Annotated in this window: 21 protein-coding genes and 1 tRNA gene; 19 read left to right on the top strand and 3 right to left on the bottom strand. The window is 70.9% G+C overall.

Annotated elements, in window-relative coordinates; genetic code table 11:
• Positions 1–21: 21 nt before the first annotated feature.
• From ACLQ2N_RS16245 to ACLQ2N_RS16215, 7 genes are all read left to right on the top strand, one after another.
• Entirely contained in the window at positions 22–336 is a 315-nt protein-coding gene (locus ACLQ2N_RS16245; protein WP_425813472.1) for a hypothetical protein, read from the top strand.
• Positions 337–393: 57 nt separating this feature from the next.
• Positions 394–717, top strand: a complete 324-nt coding sequence (locus ACLQ2N_RS16240) for a hypothetical protein (protein ID WP_425813470.1) — start codon at positions 394–396, stop codon at positions 715–717.
• Between the two features lie 98 nt (positions 718–815).
• Positions 816–1,037, top strand: a complete 222-nt coding sequence (locus ACLQ2N_RS16235; protein WP_425813468.1) for a hypothetical protein — start codon at positions 816–818, stop codon at positions 1,035–1,037.
• Between the two features lie 129 nt (positions 1,038–1,166).
• The gene (locus tag ACLQ2N_RS16230; protein WP_425813466.1) at positions 1,167–2,096 is read left to right on the top strand and encodes a magnesium chelatase domain-containing protein; all 930 of its coding nucleotides are present in this window, start codon (positions 1,167–1,169) and stop codon (positions 2,094–2,096) included.
• Between the two features lie 68 nt (positions 2,097–2,164).
• Positions 2,165–3,151, top strand: a complete 987-nt coding sequence (locus ACLQ2N_RS16225) for a hypothetical protein (protein ID WP_425813464.1) — start codon at positions 2,165–2,167, stop codon at positions 3,149–3,151.
• Positions 3,152–3,421: 270 nt separating this feature from the next.
• Positions 3,422–3,495 (top strand) — tRNA-Gly (locus ACLQ2N_RS16220).
• A 134-nt stretch (positions 3,496–3,629) separates the two neighbouring features.
• Positions 3,630–4,982, top strand: a complete 1,353-nt coding sequence (locus tag ACLQ2N_RS16215) for a hypothetical protein (protein WP_425813462.1) — start codon at positions 3,630–3,632, stop codon at positions 4,980–4,982.
• A gap of 5 nt (positions 4,983–4,987) precedes the next feature.
• Here the strand turns inward: ACLQ2N_RS16215 and ACLQ2N_RS16210 are convergent, their stop codons facing one another.
• Positions 4,988–5,185 carry a type II toxin-antitoxin system Phd/YefM family antitoxin gene (locus ACLQ2N_RS16210; RefSeq protein ID WP_425813460.1) on the bottom strand — a complete coding sequence of 66 codons (198 nt, stop codon included), beginning with the start codon at positions 5,183–5,185 and terminating at the stop codon, positions 4,988–4,990.
• 36 nt (positions 5,186–5,221) lie between these two features.
• Between ACLQ2N_RS16210 and ACLQ2N_RS16205 the strand changes: the two genes are divergently transcribed.
• The 4 genes from ACLQ2N_RS16205 to ACLQ2N_RS16190 are packed head-to-tail and all read left to right on the top strand — an operon-like array spanning position 5,222 to position 8,923.
• The gene (locus ACLQ2N_RS16205; protein WP_425814203.1) at positions 5,222–5,800 is read left to right on the top strand and encodes an HNH endonuclease; all 579 of its coding nucleotides are present in this window, start codon (positions 5,222–5,224) and stop codon (positions 5,798–5,800) included.
• Positions 5,791–6,732, top strand: coding sequence for a ParB N-terminal domain-containing protein (locus ACLQ2N_RS16200; RefSeq protein ID WP_425813458.1), 942 nt, complete (start codon positions 5,791–5,793; stop codon positions 6,730–6,732). The genes ACLQ2N_RS16205 and ACLQ2N_RS16200 overlap by 10 nt, the downstream gene beginning before the upstream one ends.
• Positions 6,729–7,349, top strand: a complete 621-nt coding sequence (locus ACLQ2N_RS16195; protein ID WP_425813456.1) for a hypothetical protein — start codon at positions 6,729–6,731, stop codon at positions 7,347–7,349. The genes ACLQ2N_RS16200 and ACLQ2N_RS16195 overlap by 4 nt, the downstream gene beginning before the upstream one ends.
• Before the next feature lie 2 nt (positions 7,350–7,351).
• A complete protein-coding gene (locus ACLQ2N_RS16190) occupies positions 7,352–8,923 on the top strand; it encodes a terminase large subunit domain-containing protein (RefSeq protein WP_425813454.1) in 1,572 nt (523 codons plus the stop codon).
• 6 nt (positions 8,924–8,929) lie between these two features.
• Here ACLQ2N_RS16190 and ACLQ2N_RS16185 read toward each other — a convergent pair whose 3' ends face one another.
• On the bottom strand, positions 8,930–9,103 hold the full coding sequence (locus tag ACLQ2N_RS16185) for a hypothetical protein (protein ID WP_425813452.1): 174 nt from the start codon (positions 9,101–9,103) through the stop codon (positions 8,930–8,932).
• 87 nt (positions 9,104–9,190) lie between these two features.
• Between ACLQ2N_RS16185 and ACLQ2N_RS16180 the strand changes: the two genes are divergently transcribed.
• The gene (locus tag ACLQ2N_RS16180) at positions 9,191–9,490 is read left to right on the top strand and encodes a hypothetical protein (protein ID WP_425813450.1); all 300 of its coding nucleotides are present in this window, start codon (positions 9,191–9,193) and stop codon (positions 9,488–9,490) included.
• A gap of 78 nt (positions 9,491–9,568) precedes the next feature.
• Here the strand turns inward: ACLQ2N_RS16180 and ACLQ2N_RS16175 are convergent, their stop codons facing one another.
• The gene (locus ACLQ2N_RS16175; protein ID WP_425813448.1) at positions 9,569–9,850 is read right to left on the bottom strand and encodes a hypothetical protein; all 282 of its coding nucleotides are present in this window, start codon (positions 9,848–9,850) and stop codon (positions 9,569–9,571) included.
• Positions 9,851–9,907: 57 nt separating this feature from the next.
• Between ACLQ2N_RS16175 and ACLQ2N_RS16170 the strand changes: the two genes are divergently transcribed.
• From ACLQ2N_RS16170 to ACLQ2N_RS16140, 7 genes are all read left to right on the top strand, one after another.
• Entirely contained in the window at positions 9,908–10,165 is a 258-nt protein-coding gene (locus ACLQ2N_RS16170; RefSeq protein WP_425813446.1) for a hypothetical protein, read from the top strand.
• 122 nt (positions 10,166–10,287) lie between these two features.
• A complete protein-coding gene (locus tag ACLQ2N_RS16165; protein ID WP_425813444.1) occupies positions 10,288–10,626 on the top strand; it encodes a DUF1360 domain-containing protein in 339 nt (112 codons plus the stop codon).
• Positions 10,626–12,377, top strand: coding sequence for a hypothetical protein (locus tag ACLQ2N_RS16160; RefSeq protein WP_425813442.1), 1,752 nt, complete (start codon positions 10,626–10,628; stop codon positions 12,375–12,377). Before ACLQ2N_RS16165 ends, ACLQ2N_RS16160 begins: the two co-directional genes overlap by 1 nt.
• Positions 12,378–12,608: 231 nt before the next feature.
• Complete coding sequence (locus ACLQ2N_RS16155) at positions 12,609–12,806, top strand: hypothetical protein (protein WP_425813440.1); 198 nt, start codon at positions 12,609–12,611, stop codon at positions 12,804–12,806.
• Positions 12,796–13,215: a hypothetical protein gene (locus ACLQ2N_RS16150; RefSeq protein WP_425813438.1), complete on the top strand. Its 420-nt coding sequence runs from the start codon at positions 12,796–12,798 to the stop codon at positions 13,213–13,215. Before ACLQ2N_RS16155 ends, ACLQ2N_RS16150 begins: the two co-directional genes overlap by 11 nt.
• Complete coding sequence (locus ACLQ2N_RS16145) at positions 13,208–16,642, top strand: phage minor head protein (protein ID WP_425813436.1); 3,435 nt, start codon at positions 13,208–13,210, stop codon at positions 16,640–16,642. Before ACLQ2N_RS16150 ends, ACLQ2N_RS16145 begins: the two co-directional genes overlap by 8 nt.
• On the top strand, positions 16,642–16,818 hold the full coding sequence (locus ACLQ2N_RS16140) for a hypothetical protein (protein ID WP_425813434.1): 177 nt from the start codon (positions 16,642–16,644) through the stop codon (positions 16,816–16,818). Before ACLQ2N_RS16145 ends, ACLQ2N_RS16140 begins: the two co-directional genes overlap by 1 nt.
• Positions 16,819–16,901: the final 83 nt, after the last annotated feature.

Genomic DNA, 16,901 nt, shown 5'->3' with positions numbered 1-16,901 from the left:
ACCGCCACCCCAGGAGTTACAGTGCGCGCCACGATCCGCCCCACCGCCATCGCCACCGACGCTCAGCGCCGCGCGGACGCCGAGGCGGCAACCGTCCAGCTCGTGATCGACCAGGACGCCACCTATGAGATCGCCATGAGCTACCAGGGGAAGCGCGGCCGTACCCGCCGCGACTCCTGCACCCTCCCCGGCGACACCCTCCGGCACTTCCTGACGCTCTTCCTCACCGGCTTCACGCCCGAGATCAAGCAGGACCGCAGCGGCAAGATCACCTGCTGGGCGACCGACCGAACCGGCCGCACCACCCACCACCACGTGTTCACCAAGGCGGCCTGACACCGCACATAGGCCGCCCGCCCGGGTGGCCGCCCCCGTCCACGAAAGAGAGCAGCCATGCGAGTCAAGATCCGCCACACCATCCCGGGCCACACCGTCCTCGACATCGACAAGGCCATGGGCGAGCTGGCCATCGAAGACCTGGGCACCTACCGCGAGCAGCTGGTCATCAAGCACTACGGCGGGCGCGCTGAGCCCGACGCGGTCCGAGAGGCGTTCATGACCGGTGCGATGGTCCGCCGGTTCATCCGGATCCAGCTGGAGGAGTCGATGAACCTGATCGAGCAGGACGACCCCATGAAGATCACGCTGTACTGCGACCGGGCCACCAAGGCCAACTGGTACCGCACCCGGACCTGCACGTACACCCAGGTCAGCTAGGAAGTCACCCGCACCCGGCCGCACCCCCCACCCAGCAGCGGCATCCGGTGCGCCACGCCCCGCACATAGTGCCTACCCACTAAGGCTTGGAGTCTGCGATGGCCCTCACCCCCCTCCCCACCGGTACCCGCCTCGCCAGCATCGGCACCCGCTACAAGGCCGAGGTAGTCAGCTCCCGAATCACCGAAAACGGGGCCCGGGTGTCGGTCATCCGCTGGACCGACAGCCACGACCTCGACCGCATCACCGCAGGTGACACCGAGGTCTGGATCCACACCGAGGGCAGCACTCCGCGATTCGCGGTGACCGCCGACCACTGACCAACGGCGGCCGGCGGGGCGCGTTAGCGAGGGAATCCCACCGGCCGCCCAGCACCCACCAACCCGGGCCTCACGACCCAACAGGCGCGAGGCCCACCGTACCGCCCATTCAGATCACTGGAGGAACGAGTGAGCACCACCACCGACCACGCACGCGAGTTCGTCATCATCGGCCAGGACACCGGCACCGGGTTCACCCTGTGGGACGTCGCCCCGACCCCGACCGACCCGATCAAGCGGGCCTGCGCGCTCCAGGAGATCGGCGTCGACGTCGCCGACGCCCTCGGCGACTACGCCACGGTGACCGCGACGAGCGCCCGCGCGGCCGTCGACCAGCACCTCCGGGCCCTCGCCCACCGCTACGGCCTGAGCCGCTACCACCTCACCCCCGGCAGCCGGCTCGACAGCTACAAGGCCAGCACAACCGAGCCGTTCGGCAGCGCCCACATCCTGGCCGCGACCAGGGACGCCGGATACCGGATCGAGGCGAGCAGCGCGCGCGGCACGGCCGCCTTCACAGTCGACGGCCTGCCCACCCGGTACCCGCGCGAGACCCGCGACCGCGTGCGCGCGGGAGTCGTGAACAGCGGCCTGGACTGGCCGACCACCACCGTCCTCGTCAAGATCGTCCCGATCGGCGACACCCCGGACAACGTCCCGGGCGCCGGAGCCAGCGGCCTGGACCTCGCCGTTGCCTGCTCGGTCCTCTCCGCGGCCGGCCAGCTCTCCCCGGACTGCCTCGCAGGGGCCGCCCTCGTCGGCGAACTCGGGCTCGACGGCAGCGTGCGCACCCCGCACGGGCTGCCGAGGACGGTCAGCCGCCTCGGGCGCGACGGCCAGGCCGTCCTCGTCCCCGCGGCCGCCGTCCGCGACCTGAAGCACACGGGCGCCCGGGTCATCGGAGTCAGCTGCCTCAACGAGGCCCTGGCCGTCCTCGCCGGCCACTGGCACCACTCGACGGACTGCACGCACTGCACCAGCCCCCTGCCCCACCAGCCGTGCACGGCGACCGCCCCCTGCACCCCGTGCCGGGCAAAGACCGCCGCTACCAGCCGCTGACACAGCACCGCCGGGCAGAGCCAGCACGGCTCTGCCCGGCCCTCCCACCTCGCCCACGAAGGACTCGCATGGACAGCCACTTCCCCCACATCAGGTTCACCCCGTACGGCCCCGGCCTGTTCCCCGACTACCAGCCGTTCGCCCAGACCGGCTACCTGTTCACCGTCCCCGGCGACTACCCCGAGGACACCCCCGCCCACACCAACGTCACCGACTGGGAGATGGCGGTCTACCGCACAGACGACGAGTGGGAAGTCCGCGACGTCAACGGCGACCGCCGAGTCTGGGGCGTCGGGCCCAGCCGCCGCATCGCGGCCGGCCTGACCTTCCAGGAAGTCGCGCGCAAGCGCCGCGACCGCGCGGCCGACATCGCCGCCAACCGCACCGCGGCCGGTCTGGAAGCCGTCCCGCCGTACGTGGTCGAGGTCACCGACGGCGTGACCCTCGTCCTCACCCCGCAGGTCATCGCGCACCTGGTCGCGATCGAGGCGAGCGACTTCGGGCAGCCGGCGAACTACCGCGTGACCGCCCCGCGAGGCGGCGACACGTACGTCATCCGGGCCGGTGAAGGGGTCGAGCTGCGCACCCTGGACGTCGGCATCCTGCACGTCCGGTGCGGCCACGACCCCGACACGGCCGCCCGGTTCGAGCACGAGGAAGAAGCCCTGAGCTACGTCCGCGAGGAGCTGGCCGCCTGGGAGGTCTGCCCGCAGTCCCCGGGCGCACCGGCCGCCGAGGACCAGCAGCCCGAGGACGACGAGGACCACAGCCGAACGGCGAAGGTGAGCCTGATCGCCCGCGCCATCCGCAGCGTCTACCCGGCCGCCACCGAACTGCTGGTGCGCGCCGAGGACTACACGGTGACCGCCGTACTCGCCGGCGACTCGACCGTGTGGACCGAGCACGAGAGTGAGCTCCCTGACGGCATGCACCACGAGCTGGTCCCCTACCTGGCCGACCTGCTGGCCGGGACAGACACCCCCACCGTCCTCGGATGGCGGGAAGGCGCCCAGCCCGGGGTGTTCGCCGCGCCCCTGCCGCCCCTCGCTTCGTAGCTCCCGCCCGCCCCGTGGGGCCGCGACCCGCATACGGTCGCGGCCCCACAGCGGCTTCTAAGCCGCCGAAGGGCTCCAGCTCACTACCCCCTCAAGCGGAGGAAACGCGGCCGTCACAGGGCTCGCTACCAGCCCTACCGGCCGCGCCGCGCACCGCCCCGAAAGGACAGCAGATGACCAGTCGTCGGCGGCAAACCTGAGACTGTCTCAGGGCGGGTGTAGCATTTCGTCCATCGGTCGGCTGTCCCGAGCAGCGGCGCAGCCGATCACGCGTCGGTAGTGCAACAGAAGCACGCCCACCTTCCCGGTGGGAGGTCCTGGTTCAAATCCAGGCCGGCGCTCCACCTCGAAGCCCCCGAACGGCACCGGCCCTTCGGGGGCTTCGTCGTACCGCCTGGCCTGCACCGATACCGGGGGAGGGGTCTCCAGGTCGGCTACCATCGCCGCCCATTCCAGCAGGACCCCCAAGGAGCAGCCCATGTTCCACGGCTCGATCCCCGCCCCCCTCCGGTCGATCATCTACGAGCACGCCGGGACGTGGCCCGAGTCCGACATCTACGTCGGCTGCTCGGGCAACATGACGATCGAACGAGTGCTGCACGAGAAGTTCGGCAGCTCCCGCCCCGTCCACGGCAACGACATCCAGGCGTACTCCTGCGCCCTCGGCTGGTACCTCGCCGGCGACCCGCTGGAGTTCACCCTCCGCGAGGAGTACGAAGAGGAACTGGGCTGGCTCCACCCATACCTGGAGGACCGGGCGGACCTGATGGCCACGCTGATGCTGGGCACCAGGTTCCTCCAGTACGTCGGGAAGGACGGCGTCTACTACCGGCGGATGCTCGAAGCCACCCAGGAGCAGTGGCCGCGCATGCACGAGAAGACCGCCACGAAGCTCCGCGGCCTGGAGACCCGCCTCGGCTCGTTCTACGCCGGCGACGTGCGGGACTACCTCGACCAGGCCCCTGCGGACGCCCCGGTGGTTCTCTTCCCGCCCTTCTACAGTGGCGACTACACCAGCCAGTTCGCACCGATCGATGCCGCCTTCGACTGGCCCGAGCCGACATTCGGCGAGCTCGATGAGGCGGGCAAGGAACGGATCATCGAGCAGGTCCAGGACCGGCCCAACTGGGTCCTCGGCCTGCACATCGAACGCCCCGAGCTGCGCAACCGGCTCGCCGGCGTCGTGCAGACCGCGAACCGCGGCCTGCCGATCTACGTGTACGCGGCGGCCGGACCCCGGCGCATCGTCCGCCCCCGGCAGCCCACCGAAGCCATCCTCATGCCGAAGATCGGGAAGGACGACGTCCTCGGCGACCGGATGAGCCTCCACATCCTGACAGGCGGGCAGTTCGCCGCGATCCGCTCCCAGTTCATGTCGAAGACGATCAAACCCGGCAGCCCCCTCATCGCCTGCGGGGTCACGGTCGACGGGAAGCTGATCGGCGCCTTCGCGTACTTGCCGCCGAAGTTCGACCCGAACACCGCCTACCTGATGTCGGACTTCCCGGTGTCGTGGACGCGTTACCGGCGCCTGGCCAAGCTGATCGTGATGGCCGCCTCCACGAAGGAGGCGCAGCTCCTCATCCAACGCAGCCTGTCGAAGCGGATCACCGGCTGGGCGACCACCGCGTTCACCGACCGGCCCAGCAGCGCCAAGTACGGGCGCGGCATCCCCGGCGTGAAGCTCCAAAAACGCACCGAGGCCACCCCGAAGGACCCGGGCGACGGAATCCACCGCTACCAGCTCCAGTACGGCGGCCCCCTCGGCTCCTACGACCTCGCCGGCGCTCTGGACCTCTGGAAGACCAAGCACGGGAAGGACATGCGATGAGCGGGTCAGTCCGCCTCGGGCGGCTGGCCGACGTTGGCGATCCACCACTCGTACGGCACCAGCACCGCGCGAGGCTCGCCGTTCTTCTCGATGACCGTCTGCTCGTCCTTGAAGTGGGCCGCGTCCACTCGTCGGCCAAGCTGCTCGCGCAGCTCCCGGACTCCGATTCGCTCCATGGGGTGAAGGGTACACACGGTACACATTTGTACGGTACACGCGGTACTTTGTGTACCGTGATCATGCTTATGTGTCGGGCCTGCAAGGTCGAGAAGCCCGAAGACGAGTTCCACCGCCACACCAGCACGAAGACCAGGCGACACCCCGACTGCAAGGAGTGCCGCAAGGCCGAGCGCCGCGCCGCGCACGCCAAGAACCGCGAGAAGGCGCGCGCGCAGATGCGGGCGTACTACGAGCTGAACGGCGAGGTCATCCGGCAGAGGTCCCGCGAGGACAAGCAGGCCCGGCGCCTGGACCCCGAGTTCCGGAAGCGTGAGACCGCCTTCAACCGCGAGTGGCGGCGACGGAACCCCGAGAAGGTGGCCGCCGCGAACGCTCGCCAGCGCGCCCGGGGCCGCTTCAACCCGGACTGGACACCGGAGGAGTGGACGGCGCTCCTCGACCTCTACGGGCACCGCTGCCTCGCCTGCCTGCACACCGGCCGCAAGCTCCAGCCCGACCACGTCGTTCCGCTGTCCTGGCCCGGCGCGAGCAACGCCATCGACAACATCCAGCCCCTGTGCGGCCCTTGCAACTTGCACAAGGCCGCCAAGCACATCGACTACCGGCCCGAGTACGAGGAGGCACAGCCGTGCCCGTAGAGACCCCCCAGTTCCGCCCGCGCCTCGTCCGCCGCGACCCGCGGCTCCTCACCCGCCTCGAAGTGAACGCCCGCTTCTTCCGCAAGGAGGAGTACGACCGGCTGGTGGAGAACGTCCGCCGCGACGGGTGCCTCACCTCGACTCCGCTGATCTACTCCGGCGGCGAGTACGACGAGGGCCGCGAGCTCGTCCTGTCCGGGAATCACCGCACGATGGCGTCGGTCGACGCCGGCCTGGACGAGATCGACTGCATGCTCATCGAGGAGCAGCTGACCCGGCAGCAGCTCGTCGCGATCCAGCTGTCGCACAATGCGATCGCGGGTGAGGACGACCCGGCGACGCTCAAGCAGCTCTACGAGGAGCTGGACGATGTCGACTGGCGGGCCTACTCCGGCCTGGACGACGACCAGCTCAAGCTGCTCGCCGAAGTCAGCCCCGAAGGGCTCTCGGAGGCCAACTTGGACTTCGCGACGGTGTCGCTGATCTTCCTGCCCGCCGAGCTGGAAGCTGCCCGTACCGCGTTCGAGGAAGCACGCCTCGGCCAGAACGAGAGCTGGCTCGCCGCACGCGCCGACTACGAACAGACCCTGGACACGCTCGCGTCCACGCACGCCGCCCACAAGGTCGGCAACGTCGCGACCGCGCTCCACGCCATCCTCACCATCACCGAGACCCACATCGGCGACCTCCGCACCGGCTACACCGCCTCAGACGGCACCGCCGCGCACTCCGGGCACGTCGGCCTGGAGACCGTCCTCGGCGCCCGCACACTCCCCGCCCCCGCAGCCGTCACCATCAACAAGGCCATCGCAGCGGCAGAGGGGCGCGGGGAGATCGAGCAGGGCCAGGGATGGAAGCTCCTCGAGCGCCTTGCCGGTGAGTACCTGTCCGGACCCAACTGGGACAGCACCCACGGGGACGACCAGCCGTGACCACGACCCTCACCCTCGACCCCGCGCTCGACCCCTGGGAACGCCAGCCCAAGGAGTCAGCCCGCAAACACGGACAGTTCGTCACGTACCGCGACCTCGGCCGCGCCCGCACCCTGGCAAAGGCTGCGCAGAGCCTGACACTCGCGCACGGGCACGTGAGGAACACGGCGGCCGAGAACCGGTGGCGAGAGCGCGTCGAGGCGTGGGACAGGCACCTGGACCGGCTCTACGAGGCGACGTGGCTGGAGGAGCGCCGCAAGGCCGCCGAGTCCGACGCGAAGATCCTGGGCGCGGCGATCGGGAAGCTCGCGCAGCGCTTGGGCACCCTGCGCGCCGACGAGCTGTCCCCAGGGGACTTCATCCGGCTGATGGACGTCGCGATGCGACACCGGCGCGTCCTGTTCGGCGACCCCACGGAGACGATCGCCGTGACCGGGCAGGGCGGGAACCCGCTCGCCGTGCAGCTTGCCGAGTTCGCGCAGATGCCTGAGGAGCAGCGCCGGGTACGCCTGGCGGACCTCGCCGCCTCGGTGAACCGGCGGCTGCGCGCCGTGGACGACTCCGAGGACGATGACGACCAGCCGGCCCTCGGCGACGCGACCAGCGGCAAGGAGTGAACGTGGACCAGGTCGTCGGCGAGCTCGACCACCTTGATGACGTGGCGGTGCTCCAGCACCTCGAAGCCGCGAAGCGGTCGATGAGCCGCGACCTGCTGCGTGACCCTGTCGTGCTCGCGCGAGGGCTGGATCGCTCGTTCAGGTCGCGCCCGCACCTGCGGGTGATCGGGGAGGCCCTGGCCGATGTGGGGCGCGGTGAGTGCCCCCGCTTGATGATTTTCACGCCGCCGCAGGTCGGGAAGTCCACCACGGTCGCGGAGTGGTTTCCGTTCTGGTGGCTGTGCCTGTTCCCCACGGACCGGGCCGCGATCACCTCGTACGGCGACGACCTGGCGCTCCGGCGCGGGAAGACGATCCGCCGCTACGTCGAGGAGTACGGCGACGAGTACGACCTGCACATGAAGCCGGGTTCCGGGGCGATGCAGGACTGGGAGGTCACCAAAGGCGGTGGTGTGCGCTCGGTGTCCGTCGGCAAGGGCCTGACCGGGTTCGACGTGAACCTCCTGATCATTGACGACCCGCACAAGGACCGTGCCGACGCCGAGTCGGAGGCGTCGCGGCGGGCGCTGCACGACTGGTACTCGTCCACCGCGCTCAAGCGGCTCCAGCCGGACCGGAACGCGATCGTGGGTATCCAGACCCGGTGGCACCCGGACGACTGGGCCGGCCGGCGCCTCGCGGACGAGGGACGTGTCGAGGAGGGCGGGCGGTGGCGGGTCATCCACCTCCCTGCGATCGCTGACCCGAAGTTCGGGGCGGACCCGCTCGGCCGTGAGCACGGTGAGCCGCTGCCGCACCCGAAGATCCCGGTCCGGGACACGGTGCGGCTGCGGGCCTGGTGGGCGGACATGAAGGCCACGTCGATCCCGAGGGACTGGCACAGCCTCGCCCAGGGCGACCCGCAACCGGCCGAGGGCGCGTTGGTGTCCGAGGAACTGCTGCGGATGATCCGCGACGGCAGCACGAAGGTCGAGCCGCAGAAGATCGCCGTGTCCATCGACCCGTCCGGCGGCGGCCGGGACACCGCGGGCGTCATCGGCGGGTTCCTCGGCGACGACAAGCGCGTATGGGTCACCCACGACGTGTCCGCGCCGATGTCGTCGGCCGACTGGTCCACCGCGGCCTGCCGGCTCGCCTACGAGACGAACGCGGCGATCATCTTCGTGGAGTGGAACTTCGGCAGGGACATGGCCGTCCTCGCCCTGGAAACGTCGTGGGAGACCCTGCAACGGTCCGGGGAGATCCCCGAGGACGTCCTGATGCCGAAGATCGACCCGGTGCGCGCCAAGCAAGGCAAGCTGCTGCGCGCCGAGCCGATCGCTCAGCAGATGGTCCAGGACCGCGTCCGCTTCCGCGGCTTGTTCCCCGACCTGGAGCGGGAGTGGGCGACGTGGCAGCCGACCGACCCGGACTCGCCGGGCCGGATCGACGCCTCGTGCATCCTCGTCTACGGCCTGATCCCCGAGGCGAACAAGGGCGCCATCGTCCACGCCCCGCTGCCACAAGCCCCGACCCCCGGCGGCCGCCAGGCTCCACCGTCAGCCGGCCCGTACGGGCGGAGGATCGCGAAGTGACGAGGGTCAGTCTTCGAGGAGAGCACGGGGCACGAACAGCGTGCCTCCGTCGCTGTGCTGCCCGTCCTCCGCGTGCTCGTAGAACATCACGTGCAGACCGTCCCCGTCCTCGATCTGCACAGTGCGGCAGCTCTCGGGGGCGGTGCGGAGCGCGGCTGCGAACATCTCATCGAAGGTCACCGGCCCATCGTAGGGGCGCAGCAGGGCTCGGGATGCGGGTGACCACGGCGTTGGCGGAACCGCGGCCGGCCCCGCCACACTGTCCGCATGACTGAATCCCCCGACCTCCTCGGCGAGCACCTGGCGCGCAACCCCGATGCCCGGCACGCGGCGCTCCACGACCCCGAGTACGCGGCCGAAGTCCACCGGCTGCGCACGGTCCTGGGCCATCTGGACACCGCCCTGGCCGCCGAGGACCTGACCGCAGCGGCCCGGCAGCGGATCGGGGCGCGCCTCGTCGCCGACTGCCTCGGCACCGACGAGGCGAACGCCCGGGTCCGCGAACGCGCCCAGGCCGTGCAAGACCTCATGGCGCGCGGCATCGTCCACCGGCCGGTCGACCTGTAGGCGGTCAGGTCCCGGCCCTGGACACAGAAACGGCGTTGCCCCCGGCCCACAGCCAGCAGGACAACGCCTGATCTGAAACTAGCAGCCGCCGGTACCCGTGTCCTCGGAACCGGCCCTCAGCTTGTCGGTCCAGCCGGCCACCGCGGGCCGGGCGCCGACGGCGGTCACGTACCCGGTGACGTCGTGCAGGCGCTCGGCCTCCTCGTCCTGCTCCTCGTACGACATCTCGCCGGTCCGCTTGATGAGGGCCGGGATGGTGTGTTCGGTGATCTCCCCCGTGGCGTAGAGGCGGCTGATCGGTCCTCCGTCGCGGTGCTGCCGCAGGTAGTCCCGCACGTCCTGGTCGGTTAGGTCGGTCATCCCGCCAGGGTAGGGAGGAACGGCACAAGGGACGGCTGATTCGGCCACACTGGACGGGTGATGAAGCTCCCCCGGGTGGAATGCCCGAGCTGCACCCGGCCCATCGCGGCTGGGATGGTCGCCGGCCGACTCAGCAAGGGCCGGCTCTGGCGGCACGACGCCCCGGAGGCCCGCCGCGACGCTGACGGACATCTCGTGTCGTGCGCCGGCTCGCTGGAGATCGTGGACCTGCCGTACGGGCAGATGGAGATCGCCGTCGACGAGCCCGAGCCCGGGGTCGAGGCGCAGCCGGCTGACACGCTGCCCTTGTTCTGACCCCGCGCGTTTATGATCTAAAACGGGCCCTGACCTGCGCAGACGTTCCCGGGGCGTGCCCTCTCGGATGGCTTATCATCCCCGCCTGACTCGGCCGGATGATCTGCCATCGGGGTACGCACATGATCAGTCTCGCAACACTCGCCGTCCTGGCGCTCGCTGGATACCGCACCACCCAACTCGTCGTCCATGACTCGATCCTGGACCCGGTCCGTGAGCGGATCGACGCCTGGCAGCAGCGCAAGCCCAACTCCGCGCTCCGGGCCGCCCTGGTGACGCTGATCTCCTGCGTCTACTGCTCCGGCTTCTGGGTCAGCGGCGTGCTCCTCGCGGCCTGGCTCCTCGCGACCGACACCTGGGCCGGTACCCCGGTCCTCGTCCACGGCCTGGAGTGGCTGGCAGTGGCCGGCTCGGCGGTCCTCCTGAACCGCTGGGACGACTCCCGCAAGGACAGCGCCTGATGGCGGCGCCCCGCACGATCACCGCGGCGGCCTCCCGGTACACCGCCCGCAAGATCCGGGGCAGGGGAGCCGGCGACCAGTCGTGGCAGGGCCGCGCGTACGACATGTACCACGCGGTCCCCGAGGTGCGGTTCGCCGCTTCGTGGATCGGTAATGCCATGTCCGGCGCCCGTCTGTTCGCGGCCCGGCGTGCCGATGACGGCTCGATCGAGCAGGCCCCCGACAATCACCGCTCCGCCGAGATCGTCGCCCAGATCGCCGGCGGCCCCGACGGCCAGTCGAAGCTCCTCGGCGCGTTCGGGCGGCACCTGACGATCCCCGGCGAGGGCTGGATCGTCGTCCGCCCCAACGATGAGGTGCTGTCCCCGGACAGCCCGGAGGACGGGCACGACTGGCGCGTCCTGTCGGTGAAGGAGGTCAAGCAGCAGTCCGGGAAGTTGATGGCCGAGATCGACGGCGAGGACGTCGCGATCCCGGAAGGCGACCCCGAGACCTTGGACCCGGGCGCGCCCGTGGCGATCCGTGTGTGGGAGCCGGACCCCGAGCGCTTCATCGAGGCCGACAGCCCGGTCCGCTCGTCGCTGGAGCTGCTGGAAGAACTCCTGCTGCTGAACGCGGCGGTGAAGGCCATCGCCCGGTCGAGGATCACCGGCCGGGGCCTGCTGCTCATCCCCAAGGGCACCCGGTTCCCGACGTCCGGCACCCAGGGCGGTGCCGAGGACGACCTGATCGAGACGTTCATGGCCATCGCGGAGACCGCGATCCGTGACCCCGAATCGGCTGCCGCGACCGTCCCGATCGTCCTCGAAGTACCCGCCGACACCATCGCCGACTTCAAGCTCGTCAAGTTCGAGTCGGAGTTTGACGAGCTCGCGATCAAGCTGCGCGAGGAGGCCGTACGCCGCTTCGCGACCGGATTGGAAATCCCCGCCGAGATTCTCCTCGGCCTGGGCGACGTGAACCACTGGGGTGCCTGGGCACTCACCTCGGAGGCGATCCGGCTCGGTATCGAACCGAAGCTCGCCACCCTCGCGTACTGCCTCACCCAGCAGTGGCTGCGCCCCATCCTCGAAGCCGAGAAGATCGAGGACTGGCACCGCTGGATGGTCTGGTACGACACCAGCCCCCTGCGGGTGCGCACCAACCGCTCCGAGACCGCGTTGCAGGCCCATGACCGGGGCGTCATCTCTGACGCCGCGCTCCGCCGAGAGACCGGCTTCGACGAGTCCGACGCCCCCGACGCGGACGAGCTCGCCCGCCGCAATCCGCCCCCCACCGAGGACCCCGAGGACACGGAGGACGCGGAGGACGAGGACGCGCCGGCGACGCCGCCCGACCTGCCGGTAGACGAGTCCGAAGCCCCCCCGGGCACCCTCGCCGCCGCGGCCGGCCCCGGGGACGCGCTCATTGCCGCCGCTGACGGCCTGATCTGGGGTGCCCTCACCGCGGCCGGTGACAAGCTCCGCAAGACCCCGGCCTGCCCACGCAGCGAGCGAGCGAGGGCCCGCGAGGTCGAGTCCGCGCGCTTGCATACGCTCCTGTCGGTCGACGCCGCCCAGGTCGAGCAGTGGCGGCTCCTCGATGGCGCCTGGTCGCGTCTCCCGGAGATCGCGGGACGGTACGGCCTCGACCCGGAGTGCCTGACCGCGTCCCTCGACGGCTACGCCCGCGAGCTCATCGCCGCCGGAGTCGAGCACGAATACCGGCTCGTGCCGACTGTCCTGGCCTCGTGCTTCCAGGTGGCGGCGTGACCGGCCGGCGCGAGCCTCACCCCGTCGTGGTCCCTGAACCCGCCACCGGCGGCCAGGTCCTGCACCCGGGCACCCTCCGGGAAACGTGGTGCGCCCATTGCCGGGCGTACACCAGCGTCACCGCCGAACTGCTCCTCCTGGCCCCCGAAGGTGTTGCCACAGCCGGCGTTCTGTCGTGGTGCGAGGTCTGCGAGGACCCCACGAGCCCACTCCCGACCCGAAGGATCGACCGTGCCTGAACGTCTCCACCACGTCGACCTGTGCCCGGACTGCGGCGGCCTGCGTGCCTCGGTCGCCGAGGGCATCGACGTCGTCGGCTTCAAGGTCACGTATGTCGACGGCAGCACTATGACGGCCGGGCCGGGCCGGATCTACGTCGGACCGGTCGAAGAGCCCTGCCCGCGCAAGGAGGCCGGCCGTGAAGCATGACGTCCCCCTGGGCCACAGCATCCCGGCTCACTACACCCACGGCTGGTGCTCGCACTGCCCAGGCCGGTCCATCGCCGAGGAGGCCGCCGCGTGGCAGCTCCGCGAGCAGGAACGCCTCCACCGGCAGAAGACCGAAGCGGCCACCCGGGCGGGCGAGGACCGCCCGCTGATGGACCTGATCGACTCCGGCCTGTGGTGGCTGATCAACCGCACGACGTTCCACCCCAGGGGCCTCGCCCTGGCCCTGCGGGTGGACGAGACCGGCGGCCAGATCCTCGGCTGGCAGCTCATCCCTGCCGACGATGGTGAACCGTTCGCATACTCGGCCGAAGTCGACCGGGACGGGTTCCAGCGAGCCGAGGCCACCATGCGCGCCGCCCTCCAGGGCGGGAGCGGTGACGATGCCTGACCGCAACGCCCAGCTCGACCAGGCCGAGCGCGAGTTCACCGACGCGGTCGCCGCCGTGCTCACCGCGACCGCCGACGAGTTCGCCGACGCCGTGCTGGCCGCGACCGAGCTCGTCGCGGCCCGGTTCAGCGTTTCCCGGATCGCCCGCATGTGGGGCAACCGCACCCGCGGCCTTGTGCGGCGCCTCCTGGGCACGGCCGAGACGGCGGCCACCGCGGCGGCCGAGGACATCGGCGAGCCCCTGCCGGAGGGTTGGGACGACCTGCCCGGCCGGTACGACGACGGCACCCTGCCCGAGGGCCTGGGCCAGTATGTCGAGACGACCGAGCACCTGTTGCGCGCAGTCGGCGACCGCCTGGCCGAAGCCACCCGCGCCGAGCTCGCAGCCGGCCTCGACGCCGGGGAGGACGTCGACCAGCTGCGGGCGCGGCTGCGCGCGGCATTCACCCGCGAGGGCGCGCACCTGGGCCCCGTTCGGGAGCGGCGGATCGCGCGGACCGAGGCGTCCCGTAGCTGGAACACGGCCACCCTCGCCGCAGCCCAGGCCGCGTCCGGGCCGGACCAGCCCGTCGTGAAGCAGTGGGTCACCCGCCACGACCGGAAGGTCCGCACCGCCCACGACCAGGCGGACGGACAGATCCGGCTCCTGGCCGAGCCGTTCACGGTCGGCGGCGTCGCCATGCAGACCCCCGGCGACCCCTCAGCCCCAGCCGGCCTCGTCATCAACTGCCGTTGCCGCCTTGCAGTCGCCCCCGAACTACGAGCAGCAGCCTCCGAATCTCAGACAAGCTCCGAGCCGGGAGTTTCAGAAACAAGGGAGAAGCGTGTGGATACCGGCCTGACCGCTGCGAGCGCCCACACCGGGGCGATGATCGCCCTGATGCCGACAGCGGAGGACGCCGAGCGCCTGGCCCTCGCCGCCGACGGCTCCGAACCGGCCGGCGAGCTCCACCTGACGTTGTTCTACCTCGGCGAGGGCGCCGACTGGGACGAGGAGCACCGCGCCGACCTGATCGCCGGTCTCCGTTCCCGACTCGCGGACATTGGCGAGCCGATCACCGGTCGGGCGTTCGGCGCGAACCAGTGGAACGCCGACGGGGAGGACCCGTGCTGGGTGTGGTCGGTCGGCGACGACCGCGACAGCCCCCGGGACGCGCCGAGACTCGAGAGCGCCCGCTGGGCGGCGACGTACGCCCTGGAGGACATGCACCGGCAGCCAGACCTGCCAACGCAGCACTCACCGTGGCAGCCCCACGTCTGTGCGGCGTACAGCCGCAGCCCGTCCCTGCTGGCCGCGATGAACGAGCGCCTGGGCCCGATCCGCTTCGACCGGGTCCGGGTGACGTTCGCCGGCGAGTACACCGATATCCCGCTCGGCCGGGAAGAGGAGGCAACCCTGATGGACGAAGACGAGACCGTGACGACGGGGCCGCTGGCCGCCCGAGCCTGGTCCACCCCCGGCGACACGGCCCTCGCGTACGAGGACACCGAGACCGGCGACGGCCGCGTGTTCCGGCCCGGGGCCCTGTACTGGTCCGGGGTGGGGCCGTGGCCGCTCCAGTACGCCGACGAGATGCTGATGGGGCACCAGGGCGCCGAGCTCGCGGGGTCGATCCAGACCGTGGGCCGTGACGGTGACCGGATCACCGGCTCCGGGGTCCTCTACCCGGGGTTGGCGGCCGGCTCGGACGCCCTCATGGTTCTGGAGGAGCGAGGCCCGCTCGGCGTCTCCGTCGACCTGGACGACGTCTCGGTCGAGTTCGTGGACCGGTCCGCCGGGGACGACGAGCCTGCCGCTGTGCTGCTGGCGTCGCTGCCGTCTGCGTCGATGCTCCGTCTGGAAGACGGGTCGTGGTCGCTGTCCACCACGGCAACGACCGAGTGGACCGCGTCCGGTGGTGCGCTCTCCCGGCACGGGACGGCCGCCCAGCTCATCACCGGACCGGGCGGCGTCGTGACAGCTGCCGCCGTCCACGCCGCTCTCGCCACCACGGGCACCCTCACCGCGGCGGCCGGCGACCGCGACGACCAGAACCAGGGCACGGTCGTGCACAGCGAGTCGTCCGGCGACCTGCTGATGCGGATCACCCGGGCCCGCCTGCGCGGTGCGACCCTCGTCGCCATGCCGGCGTACGACCAGGCCCGGATCGTGCTGGACGACCAGACCGACACCGCCCCGTTCGAGGAAGACGACGAGGAGTGGTCGGCGGCAGCCGGCCCGAGCGCGGCGCAGCAGAAGGTCATCCGGTTCGTGAAGACGGCCCCGGCCCCGGTCGGGGCCCGGGAGGTCGCCCGTGGGCTGCGGATCAGGATGCAGACGGCGCGCGGCCACCTCGCCCGCGCGGCGAAGGCCGGGCACATCGTGCGCCTCGCCCGTGGCCTGTACGTCGGCCCGTCCACGGATATGTCGATGGTCGCCTCCGGGGATGACGGCGACGAGCTCGTTGCCTCGGCGTGGACGGCGATGCAGGACGCCGACCCGATGCCCGCTGCCTGGTTCCGTGAGCCGACCGCCGAGGAACTGCCGCCCGGGTCCGGCGGCGTGCACTACGCGAACGGCCGGATCTACGGATGGGTCGCCCAGGCCGGAGAGCCGCACGCCGGTTACCCCGGGAAGAAGCTGACGGTCGAGTCCCTGGGGAAGCTGGACCTGACGCACTTCCTGCGGGCGCGGTTCAAGCTCGATGACGGGTCGCTGATCAAGGCCGGGGCGTTCACGATGAACGTCGGGCATCACCGCGACGGCGCGGAGTGCGAGACCGCCGCGTGCCAGTTCGATGACACGAGGTCCGTCGCTGGGATCGTGACGGTCGGGCAGAACGCGGGCGGTCTGTGGTTCTCCGGTGCGGCGGCCCCGTGGCTGTCGGAGTGGGACCGGAGCGTGTTCGCCGCGTGCCAGCCGAGCTACCACATGAAGTCCGGTCCGGGCGGTCAGTGGCAGCTTCGCGCGGTCCTCTCCGTGCCGGTCCCCGGGCACTCCTCGCCGCTTCTCGCCACCGCTGTGGCGGAGCGGTCGAACCTCGCCCTGGCGGCGTCGGCGGCCCTCGCTCTCGCTGATCCGGACACCGCACCGGACGTGTCCGGACAACATCCGGACGTTGTACCGGACAACCCGGACAACCCCGTGACGGCGGACACCGGCACCGTCCCTGAGCAGGGCGGACACCGTCCGGTCACCGCACCGGACAACTCGGCGGACAGTGTCCGGTCGGCTGTCCGGTCGAGCACTGACCTGGACGCCCTGGTGGCCGCGCTCGTGTCCAGCCCGTCGGCCGTGGACGCGCTCGTGGCCGCGCTCGACCAGCACCAGGAACAGCAGGACGCTGCCCGCGCCGAGGCTCAGGCCCTGGCCGCGTCCGTCATCGCTCCGGCCCGGGAAGAGATCGCGGCCGGTCACACCACAACCACCATGGATAGGAAGTTCTGATGGGCTGCGCCTGCAACAAGAACAAGAAGCAGTGGCAGGTCGTCGCCGAGACCGGCGACAAGATCCTGTTCACGTCCACGAGCGAGGCCACGGCCAAGGCCGTCTCGAAGCGGTACGCGGGCAGCAAGGTCCGGGAGAAGCCGAAGGACGGCGTAGCCCAGGTCACCACCAAGTAGGCGCGCTGCCGCCGACCGCCTGATGTAGCCCGGTGCCGTGTACCGGCATCGGGCTATGCTTCTCAAATCGCCGCTGGTTCTGG

The organism is Streptomyces sp. DT224, from assembly GCF_049844595.1.
Taxonomy (GTDB): Bacteria; Actinomycetota; Actinomycetes; order Streptomycetales; family Streptomycetaceae; genus Streptomyces.
This window is presented reverse-complemented; position numbering and strand designations above follow the sequence as displayed.